Raw genomic sequence first — 20,484 nt, forward strand, 5'->3', positions numbered from 1 at the left:
ATGAGAAAAAAAGTGAGAAAATCTTTCAAACAATTATTAATAGAAAATAAACAATCACTATTAAGTAATAAAGAAAATATGAAAGAAATTGAAGAACGGATTGAGAAACGGCATGTGTCGTATAGTGGATCTAGTAATTGAATGAAGAGTGAGTTATAACACCCCTCCAAGTTGTGAGGGGTGTTATATTGTAATTGAAAGAGTAGGGTTTAAAAAAGGAGGCTGTTGCTATATGAATGTAGTGGAGAGGCTTGGAGCAAACGATATACCATGTCTTGTTGGCCTATCTGAAGTAATAGGCTGGGATTATAGTTTAGAAGAAATTGAAATAATATTAAATTCAGGTATTATATATGGCGTGCGGAATGAAAAAGGAGAAGTTATTGCTAGCGCGGCAAGTATATTATATGGGGAGACATTAGCATCTATTGGTATGGTTATTGTTCATCCTAAGTATAAAGGGAGAGGAATTGGCAAAATGATAACGGAGGCGTGTATAGGAAGTGTTTCAGAAAAGACACCTATTATGCTTATTGCTACGGAAGAAGGAAAGTATTTATATGAGAAATTAGGATTTCAAGTTGTGAGTCATGTTTCTAAATACATATGTATTGAGTATAATTCAGCCTGTAAGGGTGGAGAGGACAAAGAGTATATTTTCAATTATGAAGAAAAGGATTTAATTGAGATTATAAAAATAGATAAAGCCGCATTTGGAGCAAATAGAAGTGGTTTTTTGAAGAACAGAATTGAGCAAAGTCAGCAAAGTATAGTTTTAAAAAATAAAGAGAACCGTGTAATCGGCTATGGAATGCGTATACAAACGCCAGAAAATAAAATAATAGGACCAATCGTTGCTGAAAATGACACAATGGCAATGGAAATTGTTCATTCTTTAGCAAAAGGGCATAATGGAAAATTAAGAATTGATGTACCAGAAGGAAAGAAAGATTTCATGAAAGAATTAGAGATTACTGGTTTTCAAAAGGTTAATAAACCGCCAATAATGATGAAAAATAGTGATCAATTATTAAAAAGGAATAATGGGCTCTATAGTATTGCGGCGCAAATTTTTGGATAAAAAAGAATCCTTTCGTGAAAAGGATTCTTTTTTATAGTTAATTTAATCACGATATTGGTCATGGGTTGGTTGAAAGAGGTCTTCCTCGATATCTCTCACTATAGAAAAATGATCAACATTATAATGACCGTGTAGAGTTTTATTATGATGCTCGATAATTTGCTCTGCCGCCAACACGTTAGAATCAGTTGTTGAATGACCATTTTTAATTAATGTAACGTCAAAGCCTTGTACAGTTGCTGTTCTAACGGCAGTGTCAATACAATGTTCTGTTTTACATCCACCTATAACGAGATGATTCATTTTTTCTTCTTTTAAAAGTTCAAGTAAAGAAGTGCCATAGAATGAATTCGTTGCCGCTTTATTAATAAGGATTGCAGACTGAGGTACTTGAATTTGATTATGTACCTCAAAGCCCACGCCGCTACCAGAAGCAACATCGGTATCTCTTACGAAAACAATAAGGGCATTTGAATCAATTGCTTTCTGTACAGCTGTATTTAGTGTAGCTAATAACTCGGTTTTACGGAACACTTCATTTTCTTGTTCATTTCCATCAATAAGTTCTTGCTGAGCATCTATAATTAATAGTGCTTGTTTCATCGTGTCTCCCCTTTAATATAAAATAAGTGCCACTGTACATATTCCTTCATGTTGTAAGGAAATCCTCCATTGTTAACGAAGTAGACGATTGCTTTACAAAGTTGTCAAAGAAATTTCATTCTCATAGCATGTAAAAACATGTATGATAAGAAGTGGAGAATTTTTGAGTAGGTGGGAATATCATGCAAACAGTAGAAGATTATCTTTCATTCTTACATACGAAAGGATTTAAATTATCAGAGGAAGCACAAGGGTTTATTATGTTCGGACAAGGATATACTGGTGCATCTGATGGAATTGTGAACGCAGCAATAGAAGCGACAATTAAACATCAATTACAGTTTGATGGCAGTTATTTTGTTGCGTTATTAGAACGATTGAAAGAAGAAGAAATTACAGATAAAAAAAGCGCTAAGGCTTTTATGCGGAAGTTACAAGCGTAACTTCACGCAGCCTGCGCTTCTGTTTTTGTTTTGGAAGGTAGTTCAACAAAAAACATACCTAGGAAAATACATAAACATCCGATAATAGCAGAAATAGAAAGTTGTTCGTTTGCAACGAGAACGCCTGTTAATGCAGCGAAAACGGGCTCCATTGCGAAAATAATTGCTACTCTCGTTGGCGAAGTATGTTTTTGTGCCGATGTTTGAATGAAAAAAGCAATGGATGTCGCAAACAGAGAAGTTAGAAAGAGAGCGAATAAAAAGGAATGATTCGTCCATAGTGATACTGAAAATATTTTTTCCCAATCTTCAAACAAAAAAGCGCAAATAGAAGAAAATATACCAACAGCTAATACTTGAGATGTGCTTAATAATAAAGGAGAGATTCTTTTAGAAAAGAAGCCGTTAACAAGAATATGGGCAGCGAAAGCGACTGCGCAACCGAGAACGAGTATATCTCCAATGTTTAATTGGAAAGAATCGCCAGCAGTTAATAAATACAAACCTGCTGTCGCTATAGCAATACCAAGTACGATGAAAATTGTAGCTCGCTGTTTTAAAAAGATAAAAGACAGGATTGGAACCATAACGATACTAAGTCCAGTTAAGAAACCAGCTTTTGAAGAGGTTGTATAAAGTAAGCCGAATGTTTGTAATAAATAGCCAACACACAAAAAGAATCCAACAATCAATCCAGCAAGACTACTCTGTTTTATATCTTGTTTTGAAGTTTTTTGTGAGAAAATCATTTGAACGAATAATAAAATAATTCCGGCGAATAAAAAGCGAATAGCATTAAAAGTAAATGGTCCAACAAAAGACATAGCATTTTGAACGACAACAAACGTAGCTCCCCAAATAAAAGAGACGAATAATAATGCGAGAGGAGCAATCCACCCTTTTTTCACACTCATACCCCCGTTAATTTTGTGAAATAGCTTTTCTAGCTAATTCATCAGCGACTTTATTTTGACTACTTGGAATCCACTTAATAAAAAAGAGATCGAAATTTTTTATGTACTGCAGTGCTTCTTCTAGAAGCGGTGCAAACATTTTATTTTTTGCGTATTCTTTTTCAACAGCCCGCTCAACAAGTTGGGAATCTGTACGAAAAGATACAATGCTATAATTATGCGCTGCGCAATACTTTAATGCTGCAAGTAAAGCGTGGTATTCTGCTTCATGGTTTGACATTGTCCCAAGTGGTAATGACAATTGTACAGGTGGCTGTACCCCTTTAATAAAAACTCCGGCACCAGAAGGTCCAGGATTTCCTTTTGATGCACCATCGATATATACTTCAATCAAAATGAGAAACCTCCAGTTATAAGGTTATCCCCTACTTGAAAATGGTTTTAGAAGTAGGGGATAGAGTACTTATCCCGCGTTAACGCCCGATTGGTGTGGCTAATAATCAGTGGGGATGAACAACCCCACTGATTAAAGTTTCACTTTATCCAATTGTAATGCTATAACGACATGTAAATGTTTCATTCGCTTGTAAAGATTGAATTCCTTTTTTTTCCTTAAAATCTTTTGCTGGATTTATTTCATCAGCAATTCCGTACCAAGGTTCAATACATAAGAAAGGTGCGTTATCTCCTGGTGTCCATACGCCGACAAAAGGGAATCCATCAAATGCTACTTTTACAAATTTATTATGTTTATGTGAGCGAATAGAAATTTCATTCGTATTCATATGTTCAAAAATAAGCGCGTCATTTTTGAACAAATCATATGTAAGTGGCAATTCTTTCGTATTTTCAGCGATTAGTTGCTTTTCATTTGAAAGAAAAGGACCTTCTAATATGCTAGTTTCTAAACGTTCAGATCCGTTAAATGATAGATGATAATCTGTAAATGATTCACCTTCTAATAAAGGACAGTTGAATCCAGGATGTGCTCCGATTGAAAAGAACATCTCTTTTGATGAAGGGTTGTTTACTTCATATGTAACATGTATATTTTGTTCGTCTACTTCATAAAAAACGAGTAATTCAAATTCATATGGATATTTTTGTAACGTCTCTTCATTACTAGTAACGACATAAGTGATTTTTGTTTCACTTTGTTCTTTAACAGAGAACGAAAGGTCACGGGCAAAACCATGCTGTGTTAAAGAATATGGTTTACCATCTACGTAGTATGTATTATCTACTAATCGACCGACGATTGGAAACAAGATTGGTGCACGACGTCCCCAATAAGTAGAATCACCTTGCCATAAATATTCTGTGTTATCTTCTTTTAAGCGAACGCTTTGTAATTCTGCACCTTTGTCAGAAATGGAAACGATCACTTTTTTATTTTGAATTGTTGCTGTCATGAAGTGAAACCTCCTAAATCTTTCATATGTTTTATCCAGTAGTAACTGTCCGTAAAAACCCGATTGGTGCGGGCTAATAATCAGTGGGGAATGGACAAAACTCCCGCTGATTAAAGTTTCACTTTATTATACGTTGTCTAAAAGAAAAAAGGTAGTAAATGATAGGAATCTATTGACGAAAGAGCGCCTATTGCGTAAAATATAATCTTGTTGCTTAAAAACGAATAACGTGGTTCGAAACCATCCCACGTAAAAAAACTAAGGAGATTTTGTCATGAATATAAGAACATTAGTCGGTAATGGTATTTTAGCGGCATTATATATTGCTGTTTCTATGCTTATTCAGCCATTTGGCTTTACGAGTGTACAATTTCGTATTTCAGAGATGTTTAATCATCTCGTTGTATTCAATAAGAAAGCAATTTACGGGATTGTATTAGGTGTATTTTTGACGAATCTCTTTTTCTCACCTATGATCGCTTATGATTTAGTATTTGGAGTAGGGCAATCAATTCTTGCACTACTTGCAACTATTATTTCTATGCGCTTCATTAAAGGTGTTTGGGCTCGTATGATTTTTAATACAGTTATTTTTACAATTACAATGTTTATGATAGCAATTGAACTTCATCTTGCATTTGATCTGCCATTTTTATTGACATGGCTAACTTGTGCAGTTGGTGAATTTGTTGTAATGACAATTGGTATGCCTGTAATGTACTGGATTAATAAGCGAGTGCAATTTGAAAGATTTATGTAATAGATGAAAGAGCCGTCCTTGTTTAGGATGGCTCTTTTTGTATGTGATTATATTGAATATAATGCTGTGACTCTTGATAAAATATAATAAAATAAATATAAAAAGTCTTATAAAAGGGGAATCTAGTATGAAATATAAGATACATTGGTTGTATAAAACGAAGCGTGGTTTACAAACTGAATTAACAACAGATTATATGAACATAGAAGAAGTGCTTCAATTTGCGGAGGATTTTGAGAAAACAGGTAGGGTGAAAGAACTTTTATTTTACGATGAAATGGATGCAGAATGGTCATTAAAAGAAATGAAAAAACTGAGTAAGCAAGTGGAGGAAGATCTTCAAGAAATTCAAGTTTATTTTGATGGTGGCTATGATGTGCAGACGAAAGAAGCTGGGGTTGGCATATGTGTATACTACAAAAAAGGAAATACAAATTATCGAATTCGTCGCAATGCATACATAGAAGGCATATATGATAATAACGAAGCGGAGTATGCCGCATTATTATACGGGATGAATACACTCGAGGAATTAGGAATTAAGTATGAAGCAGTTACACTTCGTGGAGATTCTCAAGTTGTACTGCAACAACTAGCTGGTGAATGGCCTTGCTATGATGAACATTTAAATCATTACTTAGACAAAATTGAACAAAAAGCGAAGCAAATGAAATTAAAACTTGTTTGTGAACCGATATCTAGAAAACAAAATAAAGAGACACATCAATTAGCAGCGCAAGCATTAGAAGGGACGACAATTGATAGTCATAAAGAAATAACCGAATAGAGAGGTGCACACGTGAAGAAGAAGCAACTCATTACAGAGGTAAATGACTTATTAGAGACGTATTGTGAAGGATGTTTCCTGCAGGAACATAATCGGAAAAATCATAGTAAATACTATGCCCATTCTTTTTGTATACGGCAATGTACGGTTGGAGAGACGTTGAAAAAGTATGGGGAGCAATTGTCATAAAAAACATCCAGAGAATTTTCTCTGGATGTTTTTTTAGTGCTTCGCTTCGTGTAATTGATGCTCGCATTTACTTAATTTTTTTTCTTCATTCATTAGAAATGGCTCATCTAAATCCGTTGCAACGGATTTCATGATTTCAAGCTGAGAACGAGCCGATTCTACTGCAGTAGTGGCATGCTCTAATGTGTCTGGATCCATTGAAATTGTTGCAGAACCTACCATTTTTTGTGCAGTTTCTACACGGAATTTTACTTCTTCAAAATCATTTACATGTGACCCCATTGTTATTGCCTCCTTTGTATTTTGCGCATTTCACATAGTTTTTGCTCTGTAAAACGGAAATATACAAAGGAATAACAAAGGAGGTTACCAAGAAAGGTAACCTCCTGTCATATGTGGGATTAAAGTTTTGCTACGTTAGCAGCTTGAGGTCCACGGTTTCCTTCAGTAATGTCGAAAGATACTTCTTGACCTTCCTCTAAAGCTTTGTAGCCGTCGCTTTGAATAGCAGAGAAATGTACGAATACATCTTCAGAGCCTTCCATTTCGATAAATCCAAAACCTTTTTCATTGTTAAACCATTTTACTTTTCCTTGCATGTCACAATTCCTCCTAAAAACGATTCCTTTTTTCATTTAGTGAAATTCATTAAAAAATAATATAAATAAAAAATGCTATATTCTCGAATATTCTGCCAAATGATTAATTTAAATATACATGAATTGGTAGAATTTAGTCAAGTGAACGTTTTGAAAATTTAGTATTTTAAATTAATTTTTTCTCGAATTTTTAAAAAGGTATAGGACAAGCCGAGTATGTAATATTCTTAAGTGAATGCTGTACATAATGAGGTGAAAGAATGGATGAGTCTTATTTATTAGATAATGAAGGAATGAAAAATAGAGTCGACATACCGAATTGGGTTGCAAAAGAATTTCATGATTTTTCGAGTATTGTGTTAGAACCAACCTTCCCGTGTTATTTCGGTTTAACAGCATTGAAGAAGAATGAACTTCGTTATTCATTTCTCTCTCATAATGATTGGGGTCATTTGCCCAATACAATGTTAACTTTTTTGGAGCTAATGAAAGAGCGGCCGATTGTAAGAAGGGGCTTTTTTCTTTTTGTGGAACCAGAATGTGAAGAAAAATCATTGGAATATTCCCGTGATTACTTTTGGAAAGTACTACAGTATTTACATGAAAATGATAACCAAACATGGCCGAAGCAAATTCCAGCAGATCCTGACCATCATTTATGGGAATTTTCATTTGGTGGTGAACCAATATTTGCATTTGGGAATGCGCCAGCTTATAAACAGCGAAAGACTAGGCATTTAGGAAATTCTCTCGTTATTGGATTCCAGCCACGAACTATTTTCGATGGACTAGAAGGAGATCGTCCTAAAGGGTCGTATTCAAGACAAATGGTTCGTGAACGAGTTGAAAAGTGGGATCAGTTGCCGACGCACCCTAACATTAGTCACTACGGCGATCCTAATCATCGTGAATGGAAACAATATTTCATAGGAGATGATATTGAGCCGATTAAAGGTAAATGTCCTTTTCATCATAAAGTAGAGAAATAAGAGCCATCAACTGGATGGCTCTTTTGCATATTTTGGATAAAAAAGGGTATTGTATTAGTGAATAATTTTTATGAAAGCTAGTCTATTTTCTATATTTGCATCATTACTTAATAGTAAAAGAAGTAGAAAGGATAGAGCGATGTTTGGAGCAATTATACAACAAATAGTATTAGGTATTTCATTAGCTGCACCTGTAGGTCCGATTAATATTGAAATGTTAAAACGAGGGATTGAACGTGGATTTTGGCATGCGTGGATTGTTGGAATCGGAGGAATGACTGCTGATATTTTGTTTATGCTGCTTATTTATTTTGGTTTATCTTCTGTGTTTATGTATACATATGTACAAGCTTTTATGTATTGCGCTGGTTTTTTCTTGTTGTTTTATTTAGGGTTTCAAAGTGTAAAACAAGGAATTTCTCACTCTAATATGGAATATAAACAAGAAGAGATAGGTGGACTTAAACAATCGTTTATGGCAGGATTTCTAATTGCGATATCCAATCCATTAAATCTCGTTTTTTGGTTTGGTATATATGGAAGTACACTTAGCTCGTTGCTTACAAAGGTAACGAAACAAGAAGCTTTTTTGTACAGTCTTTGCATTATTGTTGGTATTATTTTGTGGAATTTAAATATTGCTTTTTCTGTACATTTTGGAAGAACTTTATTAAAGAAAAAAGCACTTGGCTATATTACAGCCGGAGCAGGTATTATTTTAGTAGGATATTCTATCCATTTTGCATACAAAGCTTTACAGTTGTTCATATAAGATTGAAGGGGAGATTTTTATGTATCGAACCACTATTGACGGAAAAGAAATTATCATCACTTTAGCACCAAAAATCCGAAAAGAAATTACTGATAGGAATCCACTATATGAAGCGGTATTTAAAAATGCAGCAAGGTTACTGGAAACGAAACAACCAACGTTTGCGGTAAATCATGAAGTATTTGGGCTCATTATTGGAGAAGTACAAAGGGGTGAAGTAACAGTGTTTGCAGTAGAACACATTATCCCGAAGCAAAATATATTTGGTCCGAACACTTTTTTCTCGACAATAGAACAGCAGGCAAATTTGTAAAGTGAATAGAATAAGAATAAAATAGAAAAGAAATGGTCGTAACGATATGTTGCGGCTGTTTTTGGGGAGAAGGGGGAAGAAAGATGAAGAGAGTGGGGAAAGAGTTCTTTTTACAACATGATATTGTTATTATGTATAGTGTTCTATTAATTTTTATTATTATTTTAAAAATGCAATTTTTCACATTGATTGGTATGTTAGCGTGTATGTTTGGGATTGTTTTTTATACGTTTAACGAATATATGACGCACCGTTTTTTATTCCATTTAAAGCCGCCTAAAAACGCATTTTTATTAAAAATGTTAAGAAGATTACATTATGATCATCACGTATATCCAGATGATTTAAAACTTTTATTTTTGCCTGTATGGTTTAGTATACCTAGCTTTACTATATATTTACTTATATCATATGGTATTACAAAAAGCGTTACTGTTACACTTTCATTCGGAATCGGAATGATTATCATGCTCCTCGTTTATGAATGGAAACATTATATTGCACATAAACCGATTCGTCCCTTCACTAAGTTTGGAAGATGGCTAAAAAAACAGCACATATTACATCATTATAAAAGTGAAAAGTTTTGGTTCGGAGTTTCAAATCCAGTATTCGATTTTATATTTGGAACGCTTAAAGATGGAAAAGACGTTGAATTAAGTGAAACAGCTCGTAATTTAGAAAAAGAGACAAAGACAGAAGTAGTGCGATAAGCGCTACTTTTTTTATCCCGCTATTTGCGAGCAGTAAGACCCCCACTTCAAAATTCGGCGAATACGAGGAAGTTAGGTGGGAGTCGGGCTGCCCGTAAAACCCCCACTGATTAAAGTTTCACCTTATTCTGTTTTAACGGGAATAAAAGTTTAATCGAATCAATCAAATTTTATGTTGAAAAAGTATATTGAAAATTTAGGAGAAAATGACGAAAAATGTCTATCGAAAAATCTTTGCAGGAATGTACGGATTGTCTAAAATGAAAATAAATTTCTGAATATTTATAAAATTTAGTCTTTAGGTATGCAAGGTTGAATTGTATTTTAAGTTAAGAGAGGGGACCAGAGAATGAAACGAGATGATACGTCAGCACGTAAGTTACAAAATGAGGTGAATTATACAGAAGTTGTTCAGTCTGAAGAGTTTCAATTGTTATTAAATACGAAAAAGAAGTTTATCATTCCGATGAGTATTTTCTTTTTTAGTTTTTTTATTACATTACCTATTTTAACATCGTATTCAAAGGTGCTTAATACACCGGTATTTGGTGATGTTACATGGGCGTGGGTATTTGCTTTTGCGCAATTTATAATGACATGGGCATTATGTATGATTTATAGCAAAAAAGCAGAATCCTTTGATGAAATCTCGCAAAAAATTCTGCAAGATATGCAACAAGGGAGGGGCTGACTTTGAATACAACCGCTTTTGCGCTATTTTTAATTATCGTCCTTGGTACACTTGTTATAACTTATTTCGCATCGAAAAAAACGAAAAATGCGAGTGAATTTTATACGGCTGGAGGGGGATTAACTGGTTGGCAAAATGGTCTGGCTATTGCCGGGGATTACATGTCTGCTGCGTCATTTCTTGGTATAGCCGGAGCGATAGCATTAACAGGGTTTGATGGATTCTTTTATAGTATAGGTTTCTTAGTTGCTTACTTAGTTGTATTATACCTAGTTGCAGAACCGCTTAGAAATTTAGGGAAGTATACGTTAGCGGACATGATTGCGGCGCGTTTTGATGCAAAAAAAGTTCGCGGTATTGCAGCACTTAATACGATGACGATTTCGATTTTTTATATGATTGCACAATTAGTTGGGGCGGGTGCACTTATTAAATTATTATTAGGAATTGAATATACGACATCCGTATTAATTGTTGGTACACTTATGACCGTGTACGTTATTTTTGGAGGTATGACTGCTACGAGTTGGGTACAAATTGTGAAGGCTGTACTACTTATGGCAGGTACATTTATTATTTCTGTTATTGTTTTCGCAAAATTTGATTTTAGTGTGACAGAAATGTTCGCTCAAATGAAAACAGCTACTCCATTGAAGGAATCGTTTTTAAATCCAGGAGTAAAGTATAAAGATGGTCTTGATACACTTTCTTTAAATTTAGGACTAGTTCTTGGTACGGCAGGATTACCGCATATTCTTGTCCGTTTTTTCACAGTACGTGATGCAAAAACTGCACGTCAATCAGTTGTGTACGCTACGTGGTTAATTGGTGCATTTTATATTATGACGATTTTCTTAGGATTTGGTGCGGCGGCGTTTGTAGGGAATGAGGCAATTATTCAAGCAAATCCAGCCGGTAATATGGCTGCACCTTTGTTAGCTAAAGCGTTAGGTGGTGATTTCTTATTCGCATTCGTATCGGCGATTGCTTTTGCAACAATTTTAGCTGTAGTAGCAGGTCTTGTATTAACAGCGGCTTCCGCATTTGCTCATGATTTTTATAACGAGATTATTCGAAAAGGAAAATCAACGGAAAAAGAACAAGTTTCAATGGCTCGTTATGCGTCTATTGGAGTAGCGATAGTATCTATTATACTTGCTTTATTTGCTCAAACATTAAACGTAGCATTTTTAGTATCACTAGCATTTGCCGTTGCAGCGAGTGCAAATTTACCAGTTATATTATTTACAATATATTGGAAGCGTTTTAATACAACGGGTGCAATTTGTGGTATGATCGTTGGTCTTGTATCAGCAATTGTTCTTGTTGCATTAAGTCCAAACGTTTGGAATCCTGTGGCAGGGAAAGCTATATTTGTTGGAGAGGCGATATTCCCATATACGACACCTGGAATTGTTTCTATTCCGCTTGGATTCCTTGCAGCATATTTAGGAACTGTTTTCTCTAGTAAGAAAGAAGATGCAGCGAAGTTTGATGAAATTCTTGTGAAATCTAATACTGGTCATGGTATTAGTGATACTTCTTCACATTAAAAAAAGAGGAGCTTTTCGAATTAAAAGAAAAGCTCCTCTTTCTTTTGACATTTTCTTATAAAGTGAAACTTTAATCAGTGTGGGGGATTGTTCGTCCCCCCACACTGATTATTAGCCCTCACCAATCGGGCGTTTATGGGCAGTTAATCTCCCACCTAACTTCTTTGCTCCAGCTGAATTTTTGGGTGGGAGTTTTACTGCTCGCAAATAGCGGGATAAATATTACTTTATTTTTGGTAGGATTTGTCTTGTATTTGTGGAATGAAAATAGGCAGGGAGAAATTTAACTCATCATGGCACCAGCGCAGCTTTGTGAAAAATAAGTTGTTATGGAAGGTGGAAGAAATGATGAAGACAAAACAAACCGATGAATTATTAGCAAAAGATGAGCAATATGTTTGGCACGGAATGCGTCCTTTTAGCCCGAGTAGTACAATGGTAGGGGCAAAAGCAGAAGGGTGCTGGGTTGAAGATATACAAGGAAAAAGATATTTAGACGGTATGAGTGGTCTTTGGTGTGTAAATAGCGGATATGGAAGAAAAGAGCTCGCAGAGGTAGCTTATAAGCAATTACAAACGTTATCGTACTTTCCGATGTCACAATCACATGAACCAGCAATTAAGCTCGCTGAAAAGTTAAACGAGTGGCTTGGTGGAGAGTATGTTATATTCTTCTCTAATAGTGGATCAGAAGCGAATGAAACAGCTTTTAAAATAGCAAGACAATATTATGCTCAAAAAGGTGAACCACATCGTTACAAATTTATGTCACGTTATCGTGGTTATCACGGAAATACAATGGCAACGATGGCGGCAACTGGCCAAGCACAACGTAGATATCAATATGAGCCATTTGCTTCAGGTTTTTTACACGTAACGCCTCCAGATTGTTACCGCATGCCAGAAATGGAATCGCAAAATATTTATGATGTAGAATGCGTAAAAGAAGTAGATCGCGTTATGACATGGGAATTAAGTGAAACGATAGCCGCATTTATTATGGAGCCAATTATTACAGGCGGAGGTATTTTAATGCCGCCACAAGACTATATGAAAGCAATTCACGAAACATGTCAAAAACACGGAGCACTACTTATAAGTGATGAAGTCATTTGTGGTTTCGGGCGTACAGGAAAAGCATTTGGGTTTATGAACTATGACGTTAAGCCTGATATCGTTACGATGGCAAAAGGTATTACGAGCGCATACTTACCATTATCAGCAACAGCTGTAAAAAAAGAAATTTATCAGGCATTTAAAGGAACAGGAGAATATGAATTCTTCCGTCATATTAATACATTTGGTGGAAATCCAGCGGCTTGTGCATTAGCGCTTAAAAACTTAGAGATTATGGAAAATGAAAATTTAATCGAGCGATCCGCACAAATGGGTTCCCTTTTACTAGAGCAATTAAAAGATGAAATCGGAGAACATCCACTTGTTGGAAATATTCGAGGGAAAGGGCTATTAGTTGGAATCGAACTAGTAAATGATAAAGCGACGAAAGAACCAATTGATAACGACAAAATTGCAAGTGTTGTAAATGCTTGTAAAGAAAAAGGGCTTATTATTGGGCGTAACGGTATGACAACAGCGGGGTATAATAACGTTTTAACATTAGCGCCGCCGCTTGTTATTTCAAGTGAAGAAATTGCCTTTGTTGTTGGAACGTTGAAGACAGCGATGGAACGTATTTAATAAATAGGAGAGGAGCGAGCTGTAATATAGGCTCGCTTTTGTTTACTAGGAGGAGCTTTTAATGGAGAAATATGATCCTAATAAACATTATCATATCGGATATTATGAAGACTGATATGATTTAGAAATAACAGCTTACAAAAGAATAAAAAAACCAGTTTGGGATACTTATATTCCACACTATGAGGTAGACAATTTTTATAAAAAGGTGGAGAAAATGAAGCTAGGTGAATATATAGATGATTATGGCATTAAAGTATATTCATTTAGTGATGATATCGATGATGAAGAAGCACGGACTATTTTTGAAAAATGGTTAAAGACGAATGAGATTGTTTAAAGAGAAAATGAAAAAGGAGATTACTATTTTATAAAATAGTAATCTCCTTTTATTATAGTAAACTTATTTACTTGCTTTCATTGCTTTATCTTTTGCACCAAAAGTGTATTTTAACATTGGTGGTGTAATCATCGTAGTTAAAATAACGACAATAACGATTGCTGTAAAGTAATCTTGTGCTAATAGGCCAGAAGAAAGTCCTGTTCCTGCGATGATAAGTGCAACCTCACCACGAGAAACCATACCAGCACCGATAATTGCAGAAGACTTTGCATCAAATCCAGTCATTCGTGCACCAAATCCACAACCGATTAGTTTCGTTAATACAGCGATAACTGTTAACGCTAAGATGAACCAAATTTGATTACCAATACCATCAAATGTAATATTCATACCGATACTAACGAAGAATACTGGAACGAACATAGCGTAAGCAATCGGTTCTACTTTCTTTTCTACTTCATGTTTGTAGTTCGTTTGAGAAATTGCGATACCAGCTGCGAAAGCACCGATAATACCAGCAATTCCTAATAATTCGCCGAAATATGCGAATGAGAAACAGATAATAAGAGCTGCGCTCACGATAGACTCAGATACGCGTAGTGGTGATAACCAACGCATAATTGCTGGAACACCTTTCCATCCGATTAAAATAATAGAAGCAAAGAATACTACTTTTTTCAAGATAACCATTGTTAAGTTAACGTCATCTGTACCTAAGAAGCTCATTGCAAAGGCTAATAAAATAACAACAAGAATGTCATCAAATACAGCTGCTCCAAGCATCGTCGTACTTTCACGTGTTTTCATCTTACCTAAATCACGAAGTGTTTGTACGGAAATACTAACACTTGTCGCACATAGAAGTAATCCTAAAAAGACAGCGTTCCCTTGTTCCATTCCCATAACAAGACCGGCAACGTAACCACCTACGAATGGAAGAACGATACCTCCGAGTGCAACTGCTAAAGAAGAATTACGATTTGCATTTAATTCTTCTAAGTCTGTTTCAAGTCCAGCCATAAACATTAAAAGAATAACCCCGACATTACTTAATTGTGTTAGAAGCTCTGAATTTTCAATCCAACCTAATATAGCTGGACCGATAACGATACCGACAATTAATTTACCGAGTACAGAAGGTTGCCCTAATCTAACGCTAAGGTCGCCAGCAAGCTTTGTACTTAATAGAATTAGTGCAATTTGAAAGAAAAATTCGAATTCCATCTGATCCTCTCCTCATCATTTTTAGTTTTATCATACGATTTCTCGGAATTTGCCTAATGAAAATATGTAAAAACCCATTAAACAAAGGGTCTTATTACAAGTTCTTTTGAACTCGTAATTTGAACCTGTAATCAATATATAATAAAATTTATAAAAAATCAATGAAAAAATAGCAGATTTTCATGATAGGATTCGATTTAGGGATGAAGGGAATCACTATATAATAAGAAGAAATAAGGTTACATTTTTAACGAATTGGAGAAGGGAATATGTTATTAAATAAACGCTTTACAATTGGAGAAATGGCAAAAATGCATAATATAGCGGAATCTACATTACGCTATTATGATGAAAAAGGAATTTTTCATCCGTCCATTGTGGACCCGCAAACGAAGTATCGCTATTACACAATTGATCAGTTTTCACTATTAGACACAATTAAATTTTTACGCCAGTTAAATATTCCGTTAAAGGAAATAAAGAAATATATTGATGAACGAAATCCATCATATGCGCTGAATTTACTTGAAAAACAACAAGAAATGATGCTGAAAAAGCAAAGAGAAATCGAGTATGCTTTGGCAAAAATGCAACATAAAATCCATTTAATGAAGAAAGCGACGAAATCAGAAGCGAACCAAATTATTTTTAAAAAGATACCGAAGCGAAAAATAACAGCGATTGCAGTTGCACCTAATACAACGGATGATATGTTTGAATATTATATCCATTCACTGCAAAAAAATATGAAGCAAATTGATAATAGTTTATTTTCAGGAGATATCGGTGTAACAGTTTCAAAAAAAGCATTAATTCAAAATGAGTTTCAAGCGTATAATAGTGTGTTTATTTTATTGGATTATATGCCTTTTCAAGTGCATACTTCAGATGAAATAAAAGAAGGGATATTTGCTTGTTCTTATCACCATGGATCATATGAAGAAACGGATGAAACGTATACGAAATTATTAAAACACATTGATAAGGAAGGATACGAAGTATGCGGAGATGCAATTGAGATTGCGTTAATTGATTGGTCTGTAACGGAAAATCCGAAGGAGCAAGTAACGGAAATTCAAATACCTGTTGTTAAAAAATAGGCTTATATATTTTTCGATTCTCTATTGACCTTCAAGTAACTTTAAGGTTTAAACTGTGAACAGAGCATTGAAAAAGGAGCATTTATATGATGGAAACAACAGAGAAATTAAGAGGAACACCTATTAAAAGCTTATTTATTACTTATTTAATACCAGCTGTTCTTGGGATGGTATTAATGTCGGTTAATATTGTGATTGATGCAGTCATGATTAGTAGAGGAGTTGGCGCAAACGGTTTGGCTGGAGTGAACGTAGCTATTCCAGCGTTTTCAATTTTCTTTTCTATTTCATTATGGATTGGAATGGGCGGAGCAACGTTATATTCCATTGCATTAGGGGAAAACAAACTGGAAAGAGCAAGGTCTATCTTTACTCAATCTATGACAGTGGCAGTTATTATCGTAGGCATTTTAGCGGCTATTTGCTTATGGAGAATAGAAGATTTAGCATATCTATTCGGTGCAAATGAAGTGATTTTGCCATATGCGTTAGACTATTTACAAGTGTTATTAACATTTGGAATGATATACGTTTTAGAAAATATTTTAAGTACATTTATACGTAACGATGGAAATCCTAATTTAGCAATGGCAGGCCTTGTCGTAACGGCTGTATTGAACATAGTGTTTGACTATATCTTTATTTTTATCTTTGGATGGGGCGTAACAGGTGCTGCCTCAGCAACTATTCTTTCGGCGGCAATTGGTTTCCTTGTATTATTAACTCACTTCTTTAGAAAAAGTAGTGTTTTAAAGTGGACGAAATTCCATTTTGAATGGGATACGGTTAAACAAATTATGGTGATCGGTTTCCCAAGTTTTACAGCAGAAAGTACAGTTGCAATTGTAACGATCGGTTTTAACATTGCGTTCGTTCAATATGCAGGAGAACTAGGTGTAGCTTCTTATGCGATGGTGAATAGTATTCATGCAATGACATTACTATTATTCTTCGGTGTTGGTGCAGCATTACAACCAATTGCTAGTTTCCATTACGGTGCAAATTTATCAGAAAGATTGCGTGAAGGATTGCAGTTTGCTGTAAAAATTGCGGTTGTACTCGGGGGCGTTGCGATAATTGTCGGATTATTCTTCGGGAAATATATCATTGGTCTATTTGATGTCCAATCGCCAGAACTATTGGAGTTAACGTTAACAGGTATTAGTTTATTCTTTATTCAATATGTATTTTTAGGCTATAACATTGTGTATGGAGAGTACTTCCAATCAGTGCGACAAACAAAGAAATCCGTACTTATTATAATGAGCCGAGGGTTACTATTTATTATTCCATTGTTATGGATTATGCCAAAGTTATTTGGGATAAACGGAATTTGGCTCGTTATGCCAGTAGCTGAAGTATTGACAGCAATTATCGTATTTACGATGAATCGTATGAAACATCCTGTTCCGTTAAACATGGCGAGAGAGAAAGAAGCAATATAGTGAAGAAAATCCCCTTGAACAAGTTAAGGGGATTTTCTTATTCTTTTAAACTAATCGCAAAAGATCCATCTGTCTCCTGCACAGAAGCGAAAGCCACATTTTTAATGTTTGTGATGCCTTTTTCTTTTAACTCTTTATATAACCACTTTTCGTCTTTATGGATCAACTTTAAGTTATCGTATTGAATTTGTGAATCGACAATAAGGGTGATTGGTAATCCAGCATACTTAACATCTATATTCATATCTTTTGGAGTCAATGGTACAAGTTCTCGCTTTGGTAAAATGCTAATGGCTCCATTTGCTTCTAAAATAGCGTATTCAATTTCATGAACACTTGGATATCCGGCGACGCGAAGATTAGAAAGCAATTCAGGGATCGGATATCTACTTTTTTGTAAGTTCTCAAAAATAATATCACCATGTTTAATTAAAATAATGGGGTGTCCGAGAATGAAACGATTTAATTTATTGAATAAGCTTAGTTTTGTAAGAAGTAGATGTAAGCATGTAATGGTAACCATGCCGAAAAATGCTTGTAAAGCACCGGCGACTGGTATCGCTTGAAAGGCTAAATAAGATAAAAAAATAATAGCCCCAAAATCATGAGGGGTTAGTTGTGCTAATGCAGATTTACCAAGTAGCTTAAGTGATAGTAAAAATAAGATAAAAAAGAACGATACATTAAATAAAAAGAGAAGCAAGAGGGACACTCCTTCGTGTGAAGTTGTACTTACTATTCCCAAAAGTAATATAAATATTACCTTTTATAGGATAAATTAGGGTGAATTGGAATTTGGCTGTATACAAACAAATAAATGGATATTATGATGAAGGAAGTAAAGGGAATAGGAGTATATGGATATGAGAAAGAAGAAAATAATTAAGTACATTTTAGTTGTTATAATGATATTCGCCGTGTATGCGGGGTTTTTACAATATAACATCTATAAGCATGGGCATATGAATGCAATTGACGATGCGGATTATATAATTGTACTAGGATCGAAAGTAAATGGAACGAAACCATCTTATTCATTGCAATATCGTATTGATAAAGCAGCTGAGTATTTAAAATCACATGATAAAACAATTGCTATCGTATCTGGAGGCCAAGGAAAAGGTGAAGATATTACAGAAGCATTAGCGATGAAACAAGGGTTAATGAAACAAAATATTGCAGAAGACCGCATTATAATGGAAAATCGTTCGACGAGCACAGATGAAAATATTAAATTTTCAAAACCTCTTATCCCTGAACATATGAAAAAAGGGATGATTGTAACGAACGATTTTCATATGTTCCGAGCAAAAAAGATTGCAGAAAAACAAGGATTGACATTAGAAGGTCTTCCGGCGAAAACACCGAAGCCAATTATTATTCAATCGAACGTTCGAGAATATTTAGCGATTACGCAATATTGGTTTATGAATCGAATATAGTGAAAGTGATCCCGCCTGAAATTCCAGGCGGGATTTATTTTGAGGGAAATCTTACAAATATGTCATGTTTATGAAAGGTAAAGCGATAGTTTCTAAAGTGGTTTCCTGACATAATGAAGGTAACAAAAAACTTTAGAGGTGAATCGGATGAAAGGAAATAATATTTTATCTTCGTTATGTTACTTTAGTATCTTTTTTGCACCGTTTTTACTGCCAATTATCGTTTACTTCGTTGCGGAAGATGAAGTAAAACATCATGCGAAAAAAGCATTTTGGTCACATGTTTTTCCATACGCAATTTTATTTGGAGGATTAGCATTATCAGGGGTATACGGTTTAAGTTTCAATCAGTCTGAGAGCGTTGGAATTGGGATGGTTATAACGTATGCAGTGTTTATTCTTGTAGGAATTTATTACTTCATTTGGAATATCGTAAAAGGTATTAAAGTTTTGAAAGCAGCTTAACAAAATTGAATTACAGGAATTAACATTGCATTATTCTGTTGCTATTTGTCTACAGTCGATATAATTTCATATACCATATTAATATGTATAAAAAAAAAGGGCAATTCGCAAAGAATTGCTCTTTTTGTGCTTATAAGTTGTGAATAATGAAAAAGATATGTTAATTTTTCATTATGAAGAGAAAGAAGGAGTGATTTTCATGAATGAGATGATACATAAAATGGAGCAACACGTTTCAGTTCGTAAATATAAAGAAGAACCAATTTCAAAAGAGATAGTTGAAAGAATGGTGCAAGCAGCACAACATGCGGCTTCCTCACATTTTGTACAGGCGTATTCTCTTATATATGTAACAGATCAGGAACTAAAGGCTAAACTAGCTGAATTATCCGGGAATCGTCACGTGAAAGACTGTGCAGCATTCTTTGTATGCTGTGCGGATTTAAAACGTTTAGAAACTGCATGTGAGAAACATGGAACAGAAATTAAACATGAGGGAGTAGAGGACTTTATTGTAGCAACAGTAGATGCCTCATTATTTGCACAAAACTTAGCACTTGCAGCTGAATCTTTAGGATACGGCATTTGTTATATTGGCGGAATTCGTAATAACCCGAAAGAAGTGAGTGAATTGCTTCATTTACCGGATAAAGTATATCCGGTATTCGGAATGACAGTCGGCGTACCAGATGAAGATCATGGAGTAAAACCACGATTACCAGTAGCAGCAATTCTTCATGAAAATGGATACGATGAAAAGAAATATGATGAATTATTAAACGAATATGATGAAACGATGAGTGCGTATTACAAAGAAAGATCGTCAAATCAAAAAAACGTAACATGGACAGAATCAATGAGCACATTTATGTCCAAAGAGAAGAGAATGCATATGAAAGAGTTTTTAAGTGAGAAAGGATTAAATAGAAAATGATTGAAAAGACAAAC

26 protein-coding genes, 1 pseudogene and 1 riboswitch are annotated in these 20,484 nt (G+C 34.8%); of the genes and pseudogenes, 19 read left to right on the forward strand and 8 right to left on the reverse strand.

The window, feature by feature from the left end; genetic code table 11:
* Together ACFVQC_RS12715 and ACFVQC_RS12720 are read left to right on the forward strand one after the other, a co-directional pair.
* Positions 1-141 carry an FbpB family small basic protein gene (locus tag ACFVQC_RS12715; protein WP_193645936.1) on the forward strand — a complete coding sequence of 47 codons (141 nt, stop codon included), beginning with the start codon at positions 1-3 and terminating at the stop codon, positions 139-141.
* 91 nt (positions 142-232) lie between these two features.
* Positions 233-1,081 (forward strand): GNAT family N-acetyltransferase, encoded by an 849-nt coding sequence (locus tag ACFVQC_RS12720; protein ID WP_377891430.1) that lies wholly within the window; start codon positions 233-235, stop codon positions 1,079-1,081.
* A gap of 42 nt (positions 1,082-1,123) precedes the next feature.
* On the opposite strand, the gene ACFVQC_RS12725 is transcribed toward ACFVQC_RS12720, so the two are convergent.
* On the reverse strand, positions 1,124-1,684 hold the full coding sequence (locus ACFVQC_RS12725) for an isochorismatase family protein (RefSeq protein WP_377898436.1): 561 nt from the start codon (positions 1,682-1,684) through the stop codon (positions 1,124-1,126).
* 182 nt (positions 1,685-1,866) lie between these two features.
* Here ACFVQC_RS12725 and ACFVQC_RS12730 point away from each other — a divergent pair, with 182 nt between their 5' ends.
* Complete coding sequence (locus tag ACFVQC_RS12730; RefSeq protein WP_001195212.1) at positions 1,867-2,127, forward strand: DUF6123 family protein; 261 nt, start codon at positions 1,867-1,869, stop codon at positions 2,125-2,127.
* 2 nt (positions 2,128-2,129) lie between these two features.
* Here the strand turns inward: ACFVQC_RS12730 and ACFVQC_RS12735 are convergent, their stop codons facing one another.
* From ACFVQC_RS12735 to ACFVQC_RS12745, 3 genes are all read right to left on the reverse strand, one after another.
* A complete protein-coding gene (locus ACFVQC_RS12735) occupies positions 2,130-3,035 on the reverse strand; it encodes a DMT family transporter (RefSeq protein ID WP_377898437.1) in 906 nt (301 codons plus the stop codon).
* Between the two features lie 13 nt (positions 3,036-3,048).
* Positions 3,049-3,435 carry a reverse transcriptase-like protein gene (locus tag ACFVQC_RS12740; RefSeq protein ID WP_002149250.1) on the reverse strand — a complete coding sequence of 129 codons (387 nt, stop codon included), beginning with the start codon at positions 3,433-3,435 and terminating at the stop codon, positions 3,049-3,051.
* Between the two features lie 145 nt (positions 3,436-3,580).
* Positions 3,581-4,453, reverse strand: coding sequence for an aldose 1-epimerase family protein (locus tag ACFVQC_RS12745; protein WP_377898438.1), 873 nt, complete (start codon positions 4,451-4,453; stop codon positions 3,581-3,583).
* Between the two features lie 223 nt (positions 4,454-4,676).
* Positions 4,677-4,721, forward strand: a riboswitch (PreQ1 riboswitch).
* Positions 4,722-4,727: 6 nt separating this feature from the next.
* Here ACFVQC_RS12745 and ACFVQC_RS12750 point away from each other — a divergent pair.
* The 3 genes from ACFVQC_RS12750 to ACFVQC_RS12760 all read left to right on the forward strand — a co-directional run bounded on the left by ACFVQC_RS12750 (position 4,728) and on the right by ACFVQC_RS12760 (position 6,189).
* Positions 4,728-5,213 carry a QueT transporter family protein gene (locus ACFVQC_RS12750; protein ID WP_002149248.1) on the forward strand — a complete coding sequence of 162 codons (486 nt, stop codon included), beginning with the start codon at positions 4,728-4,730 and terminating at the stop codon, positions 5,211-5,213.
* A gap of 127 nt (positions 5,214-5,340) precedes the next feature.
* Positions 5,341-6,000 (forward strand): ribonuclease H family protein, encoded by a 660-nt coding sequence (locus tag ACFVQC_RS12755; RefSeq protein WP_377898439.1) that lies wholly within the window; start codon positions 5,341-5,343, stop codon positions 5,998-6,000.
* 12 nt (positions 6,001-6,012) lie between these two features.
* The gene (locus tag ACFVQC_RS12760; protein WP_080019173.1) at positions 6,013-6,189 is read left to right on the forward strand and encodes a zinc-finger domain-containing protein; all 177 of its coding nucleotides are present in this window, start codon (positions 6,013-6,015) and stop codon (positions 6,187-6,189) included.
* 33 nt (positions 6,190-6,222) lie between these two features.
* Here ACFVQC_RS12760 and ACFVQC_RS12765 read toward each other — a convergent pair whose 3' ends face one another.
* On the reverse strand, positions 6,223-6,471 hold the full coding sequence (locus ACFVQC_RS12765) for a DUF2564 family protein (RefSeq protein ID WP_002011905.1): 249 nt from the start codon (positions 6,469-6,471) through the stop codon (positions 6,223-6,225).
* Between the two features lie 119 nt (positions 6,472-6,590).
* Positions 6,591-6,788 carry a cold shock-like protein CspB gene (gene cspB, locus ACFVQC_RS12770; RefSeq protein WP_002011904.1) on the reverse strand — a complete coding sequence of 66 codons (198 nt, stop codon included), beginning with the start codon at positions 6,786-6,788 and terminating at the stop codon, positions 6,591-6,593.
* A 260-nt stretch (positions 6,789-7,048) separates the two neighbouring features.
* Between cspB and ACFVQC_RS12775 the strand changes: the two genes are divergently transcribed.
* From ACFVQC_RS12775 to ACFVQC_RS12810, 8 genes and pseudogenes are all read left to right on the forward strand, one after another.
* Positions 7,049-7,777, forward strand: coding sequence for a YqcI/YcgG family protein (locus ACFVQC_RS12775; protein ID WP_377898440.1), 729 nt, complete (start codon positions 7,049-7,051; stop codon positions 7,775-7,777).
* Between the two features lie 139 nt (positions 7,778-7,916).
* Entirely contained in the window at positions 7,917-8,549 is a 633-nt protein-coding gene (locus tag ACFVQC_RS12780) for a LysE family transporter (protein WP_002030886.1), read from the forward strand.
* A 19-nt stretch (positions 8,550-8,568) separates the two neighbouring features.
* Entirely contained in the window at positions 8,569-8,862 is a 294-nt protein-coding gene (locus ACFVQC_RS12785) for a hypothetical protein (RefSeq protein WP_002149211.1), read from the forward strand.
* A gap of 83 nt (positions 8,863-8,945) precedes the next feature.
* Entirely contained in the window at positions 8,946-9,575 is a 630-nt protein-coding gene (locus ACFVQC_RS12790) for a sterol desaturase family protein (RefSeq protein ID WP_377898441.1), read from the forward strand.
* Positions 9,576-9,924: 349 nt separating this feature from the next.
* Positions 9,925-10,266 (forward strand): DUF485 domain-containing protein, encoded by a 342-nt coding sequence (locus tag ACFVQC_RS12795; RefSeq protein WP_377891414.1) that lies wholly within the window; start codon positions 9,925-9,927, stop codon positions 10,264-10,266.
* 2 nt (positions 10,267-10,268) lie between these two features.
* Positions 10,269-11,819 carry a solute symporter family protein gene (locus tag ACFVQC_RS12800; RefSeq protein WP_377891412.1) on the forward strand — a complete coding sequence of 517 codons (1,551 nt, stop codon included), beginning with the start codon at positions 10,269-10,271 and terminating at the stop codon, positions 11,817-11,819.
* A 348-nt stretch (positions 11,820-12,167) separates the two neighbouring features.
* On the forward strand, positions 12,168-13,517 hold the full coding sequence (locus ACFVQC_RS12805) for an aspartate aminotransferase family protein (RefSeq protein WP_377898442.1): 1,350 nt from the start codon (positions 12,168-12,170) through the stop codon (positions 13,515-13,517).
* Between the two features lie 61 nt (positions 13,518-13,578).
* Positions 13,579-13,857, forward strand: a pseudogene (locus ACFVQC_RS12810) (DUF3986 family protein).
* A gap of 63 nt (positions 13,858-13,920) precedes the next feature.
* On the opposite strand, the gene ACFVQC_RS12815 reads toward ACFVQC_RS12810, so the two are convergent.
* A complete protein-coding gene (locus ACFVQC_RS12815; RefSeq protein ID WP_377891408.1) occupies positions 13,921-15,084 on the reverse strand; it encodes a cation:proton antiporter in 1,164 nt (387 codons plus the stop codon).
* A gap of 269 nt (positions 15,085-15,353) precedes the next feature.
* Between ACFVQC_RS12815 and ACFVQC_RS12820 the strand changes: the two genes are divergently transcribed.
* Positions 15,354-16,184, forward strand: coding sequence for a MerR family transcriptional regulator (locus tag ACFVQC_RS12820; protein ID WP_264540480.1), 831 nt, complete (start codon positions 15,354-15,356; stop codon positions 16,182-16,184).
* An 89-nt stretch (positions 16,185-16,273) separates the two neighbouring features.
* The gene (locus ACFVQC_RS12825; RefSeq protein WP_033718198.1) at positions 16,274-17,629 is read left to right on the forward strand and encodes an MATE family efflux transporter; all 1,356 of its coding nucleotides are present in this window, start codon (positions 16,274-16,276) and stop codon (positions 17,627-17,629) included.
* 37 nt (positions 17,630-17,666) lie between these two features.
* On the opposite strand, the gene ACFVQC_RS12830 is transcribed toward ACFVQC_RS12825, so the two are convergent.
* Positions 17,667-18,332, reverse strand: a complete 666-nt coding sequence (locus ACFVQC_RS12830; protein ID WP_377898443.1) for a DUF421 domain-containing protein — start codon at positions 18,330-18,332, stop codon at positions 17,667-17,669.
* Positions 18,333-18,492: 160 nt separating this feature from the next.
* Here ACFVQC_RS12830 and ACFVQC_RS12835 point away from each other — a divergent pair, with 160 nt between their 5' ends.
* The 3 genes from ACFVQC_RS12835 (at position 18,493) to nfsA (ending at position 20,470) form a co-directional block, all read left to right on the forward strand.
* Positions 18,493-19,071: a YdcF family protein gene (locus ACFVQC_RS12835; RefSeq protein ID WP_377898444.1), complete on the forward strand. Its 579-nt coding sequence runs from the start codon at positions 18,493-18,495 to the stop codon at positions 19,069-19,071.
* A gap of 147 nt (positions 19,072-19,218) precedes the next feature.
* Positions 19,219-19,536, forward strand: coding sequence for a magnetosome magnetite crystal formation protein family (locus ACFVQC_RS12840; protein WP_078181280.1), 318 nt, complete (start codon positions 19,219-19,221; stop codon positions 19,534-19,536).
* A gap of 199 nt (positions 19,537-19,735) precedes the next feature.
* Positions 19,736-20,470: an oxygen-insensitive NADPH nitroreductase gene (gene nfsA, locus ACFVQC_RS12845; RefSeq protein ID WP_377898445.1), complete on the forward strand. Its 735-nt coding sequence runs from the start codon at positions 19,736-19,738 to the stop codon at positions 20,468-20,470.
* Positions 20,471-20,484 lie beyond the last annotated feature (14 nt).

It is taken from the genome of Bacillus sp. NPDC057893 (assembly GCF_042796455.1).
Classification (GTDB): domain Bacteria; phylum Bacillota; class Bacilli; order Bacillales; family Bacillaceae_G; genus Bacillus_A.

Excerpts from the sequence above, each read along its gene's own strand:
- ACFVQC_RS12715 (WP_193645936.1), top strand. The coding sequence starts at position 1 with ATGAGAAAAAAAGTGAGAAAATCTTTCAAACAATTATTAATAGAAAAT.
- ACFVQC_RS12720 (WP_377891430.1), top strand. The coding sequence starts at position 233 with ATGAATGTAGTGGAGAGGCTTGGAGCAAACGATATACCATGTCTTGTT.
- ACFVQC_RS12725 (WP_377898436.1), bottom strand. The coding sequence starts at position 1,684 with ATGAAACAAGCACTATTAATTATAGATGCTCAGCAAGAACTTATTGAT.
- ACFVQC_RS12730 (WP_001195212.1), top strand. The coding sequence starts at position 1,867 with ATGCAAACAGTAGAAGATTATCTTTCATTCTTACATACGAAAGGATTT.
- ACFVQC_RS12745 (WP_377898438.1), bottom strand. The coding sequence starts at position 4,453 with ATGACAGCAACAATTCAAAATAAAAAAGTGATCGTTTCCATTTCTGAC.
- ACFVQC_RS12750 (WP_002149248.1), top strand. The coding sequence starts at position 4,728 with ATGAATATAAGAACATTAGTCGGTAATGGTATTTTAGCGGCATTATAT.
- ACFVQC_RS12755 (WP_377898439.1), top strand. The coding sequence starts at position 5,341 with ATGAAATATAAGATACATTGGTTGTATAAAACGAAGCGTGGTTTACAA.
- ACFVQC_RS12765 (WP_002011905.1), bottom strand. The coding sequence starts at position 6,471 with ATGGGGTCACATGTAAATGATTTTGAAGAAGTAAAATTCCGTGTAGAA.
- cspB (WP_002011904.1), bottom strand. The coding sequence starts at position 6,788 with ATGCAAGGAAAAGTAAAATGGTTTAACAATGAAAAAGGTTTTGGATTT.
- ACFVQC_RS12775 (WP_377898440.1), top strand. The coding sequence starts at position 7,049 with ATGGATGAGTCTTATTTATTAGATAATGAAGGAATGAAAAATAGAGTC.
- ACFVQC_RS12780 (WP_002030886.1), top strand. The coding sequence starts at position 7,917 with ATGTTTGGAGCAATTATACAACAAATAGTATTAGGTATTTCATTAGCT.
- ACFVQC_RS12785 (WP_002149211.1), top strand. The coding sequence starts at position 8,569 with ATGTATCGAACCACTATTGACGGAAAAGAAATTATCATCACTTTAGCA.
- ACFVQC_RS12790 (WP_377898441.1), top strand. The coding sequence starts at position 8,946 with ATGAAGAGAGTGGGGAAAGAGTTCTTTTTACAACATGATATTGTTATT.
- ACFVQC_RS12795 (WP_377891414.1), top strand. The coding sequence starts at position 9,925 with ATGAAACGAGATGATACGTCAGCACGTAAGTTACAAAATGAGGTGAAT.
- ACFVQC_RS12805 (WP_377898442.1), top strand. The coding sequence starts at position 12,168 with ATGAAGACAAAACAAACCGATGAATTATTAGCAAAAGATGAGCAATAT.
- ACFVQC_RS12815 (WP_377891408.1), bottom strand. The coding sequence starts at position 15,084 with ATGGAATTCGAATTTTTCTTTCAAATTGCACTAATTCTATTAAGTACA.
- ACFVQC_RS12820 (WP_264540480.1), top strand. The coding sequence starts at position 15,354 with ATGTTATTAAATAAACGCTTTACAATTGGAGAAATGGCAAAAATGCAT.
- ACFVQC_RS12825 (WP_033718198.1), top strand. The coding sequence starts at position 16,274 with ATGGAAACAACAGAGAAATTAAGAGGAACACCTATTAAAAGCTTATTT.
- ACFVQC_RS12835 (WP_377898444.1), top strand. The coding sequence starts at position 18,493 with ATGAGAAAGAAGAAAATAATTAAGTACATTTTAGTTGTTATAATGATA.
- ACFVQC_RS12840 (WP_078181280.1), top strand. The coding sequence starts at position 19,219 with ATGAAAGGAAATAATATTTTATCTTCGTTATGTTACTTTAGTATCTTT.
- nfsA (WP_377898445.1), top strand. The coding sequence starts at position 19,736 with ATGAATGAGATGATACATAAAATGGAGCAACACGTTTCAGTTCGTAAA.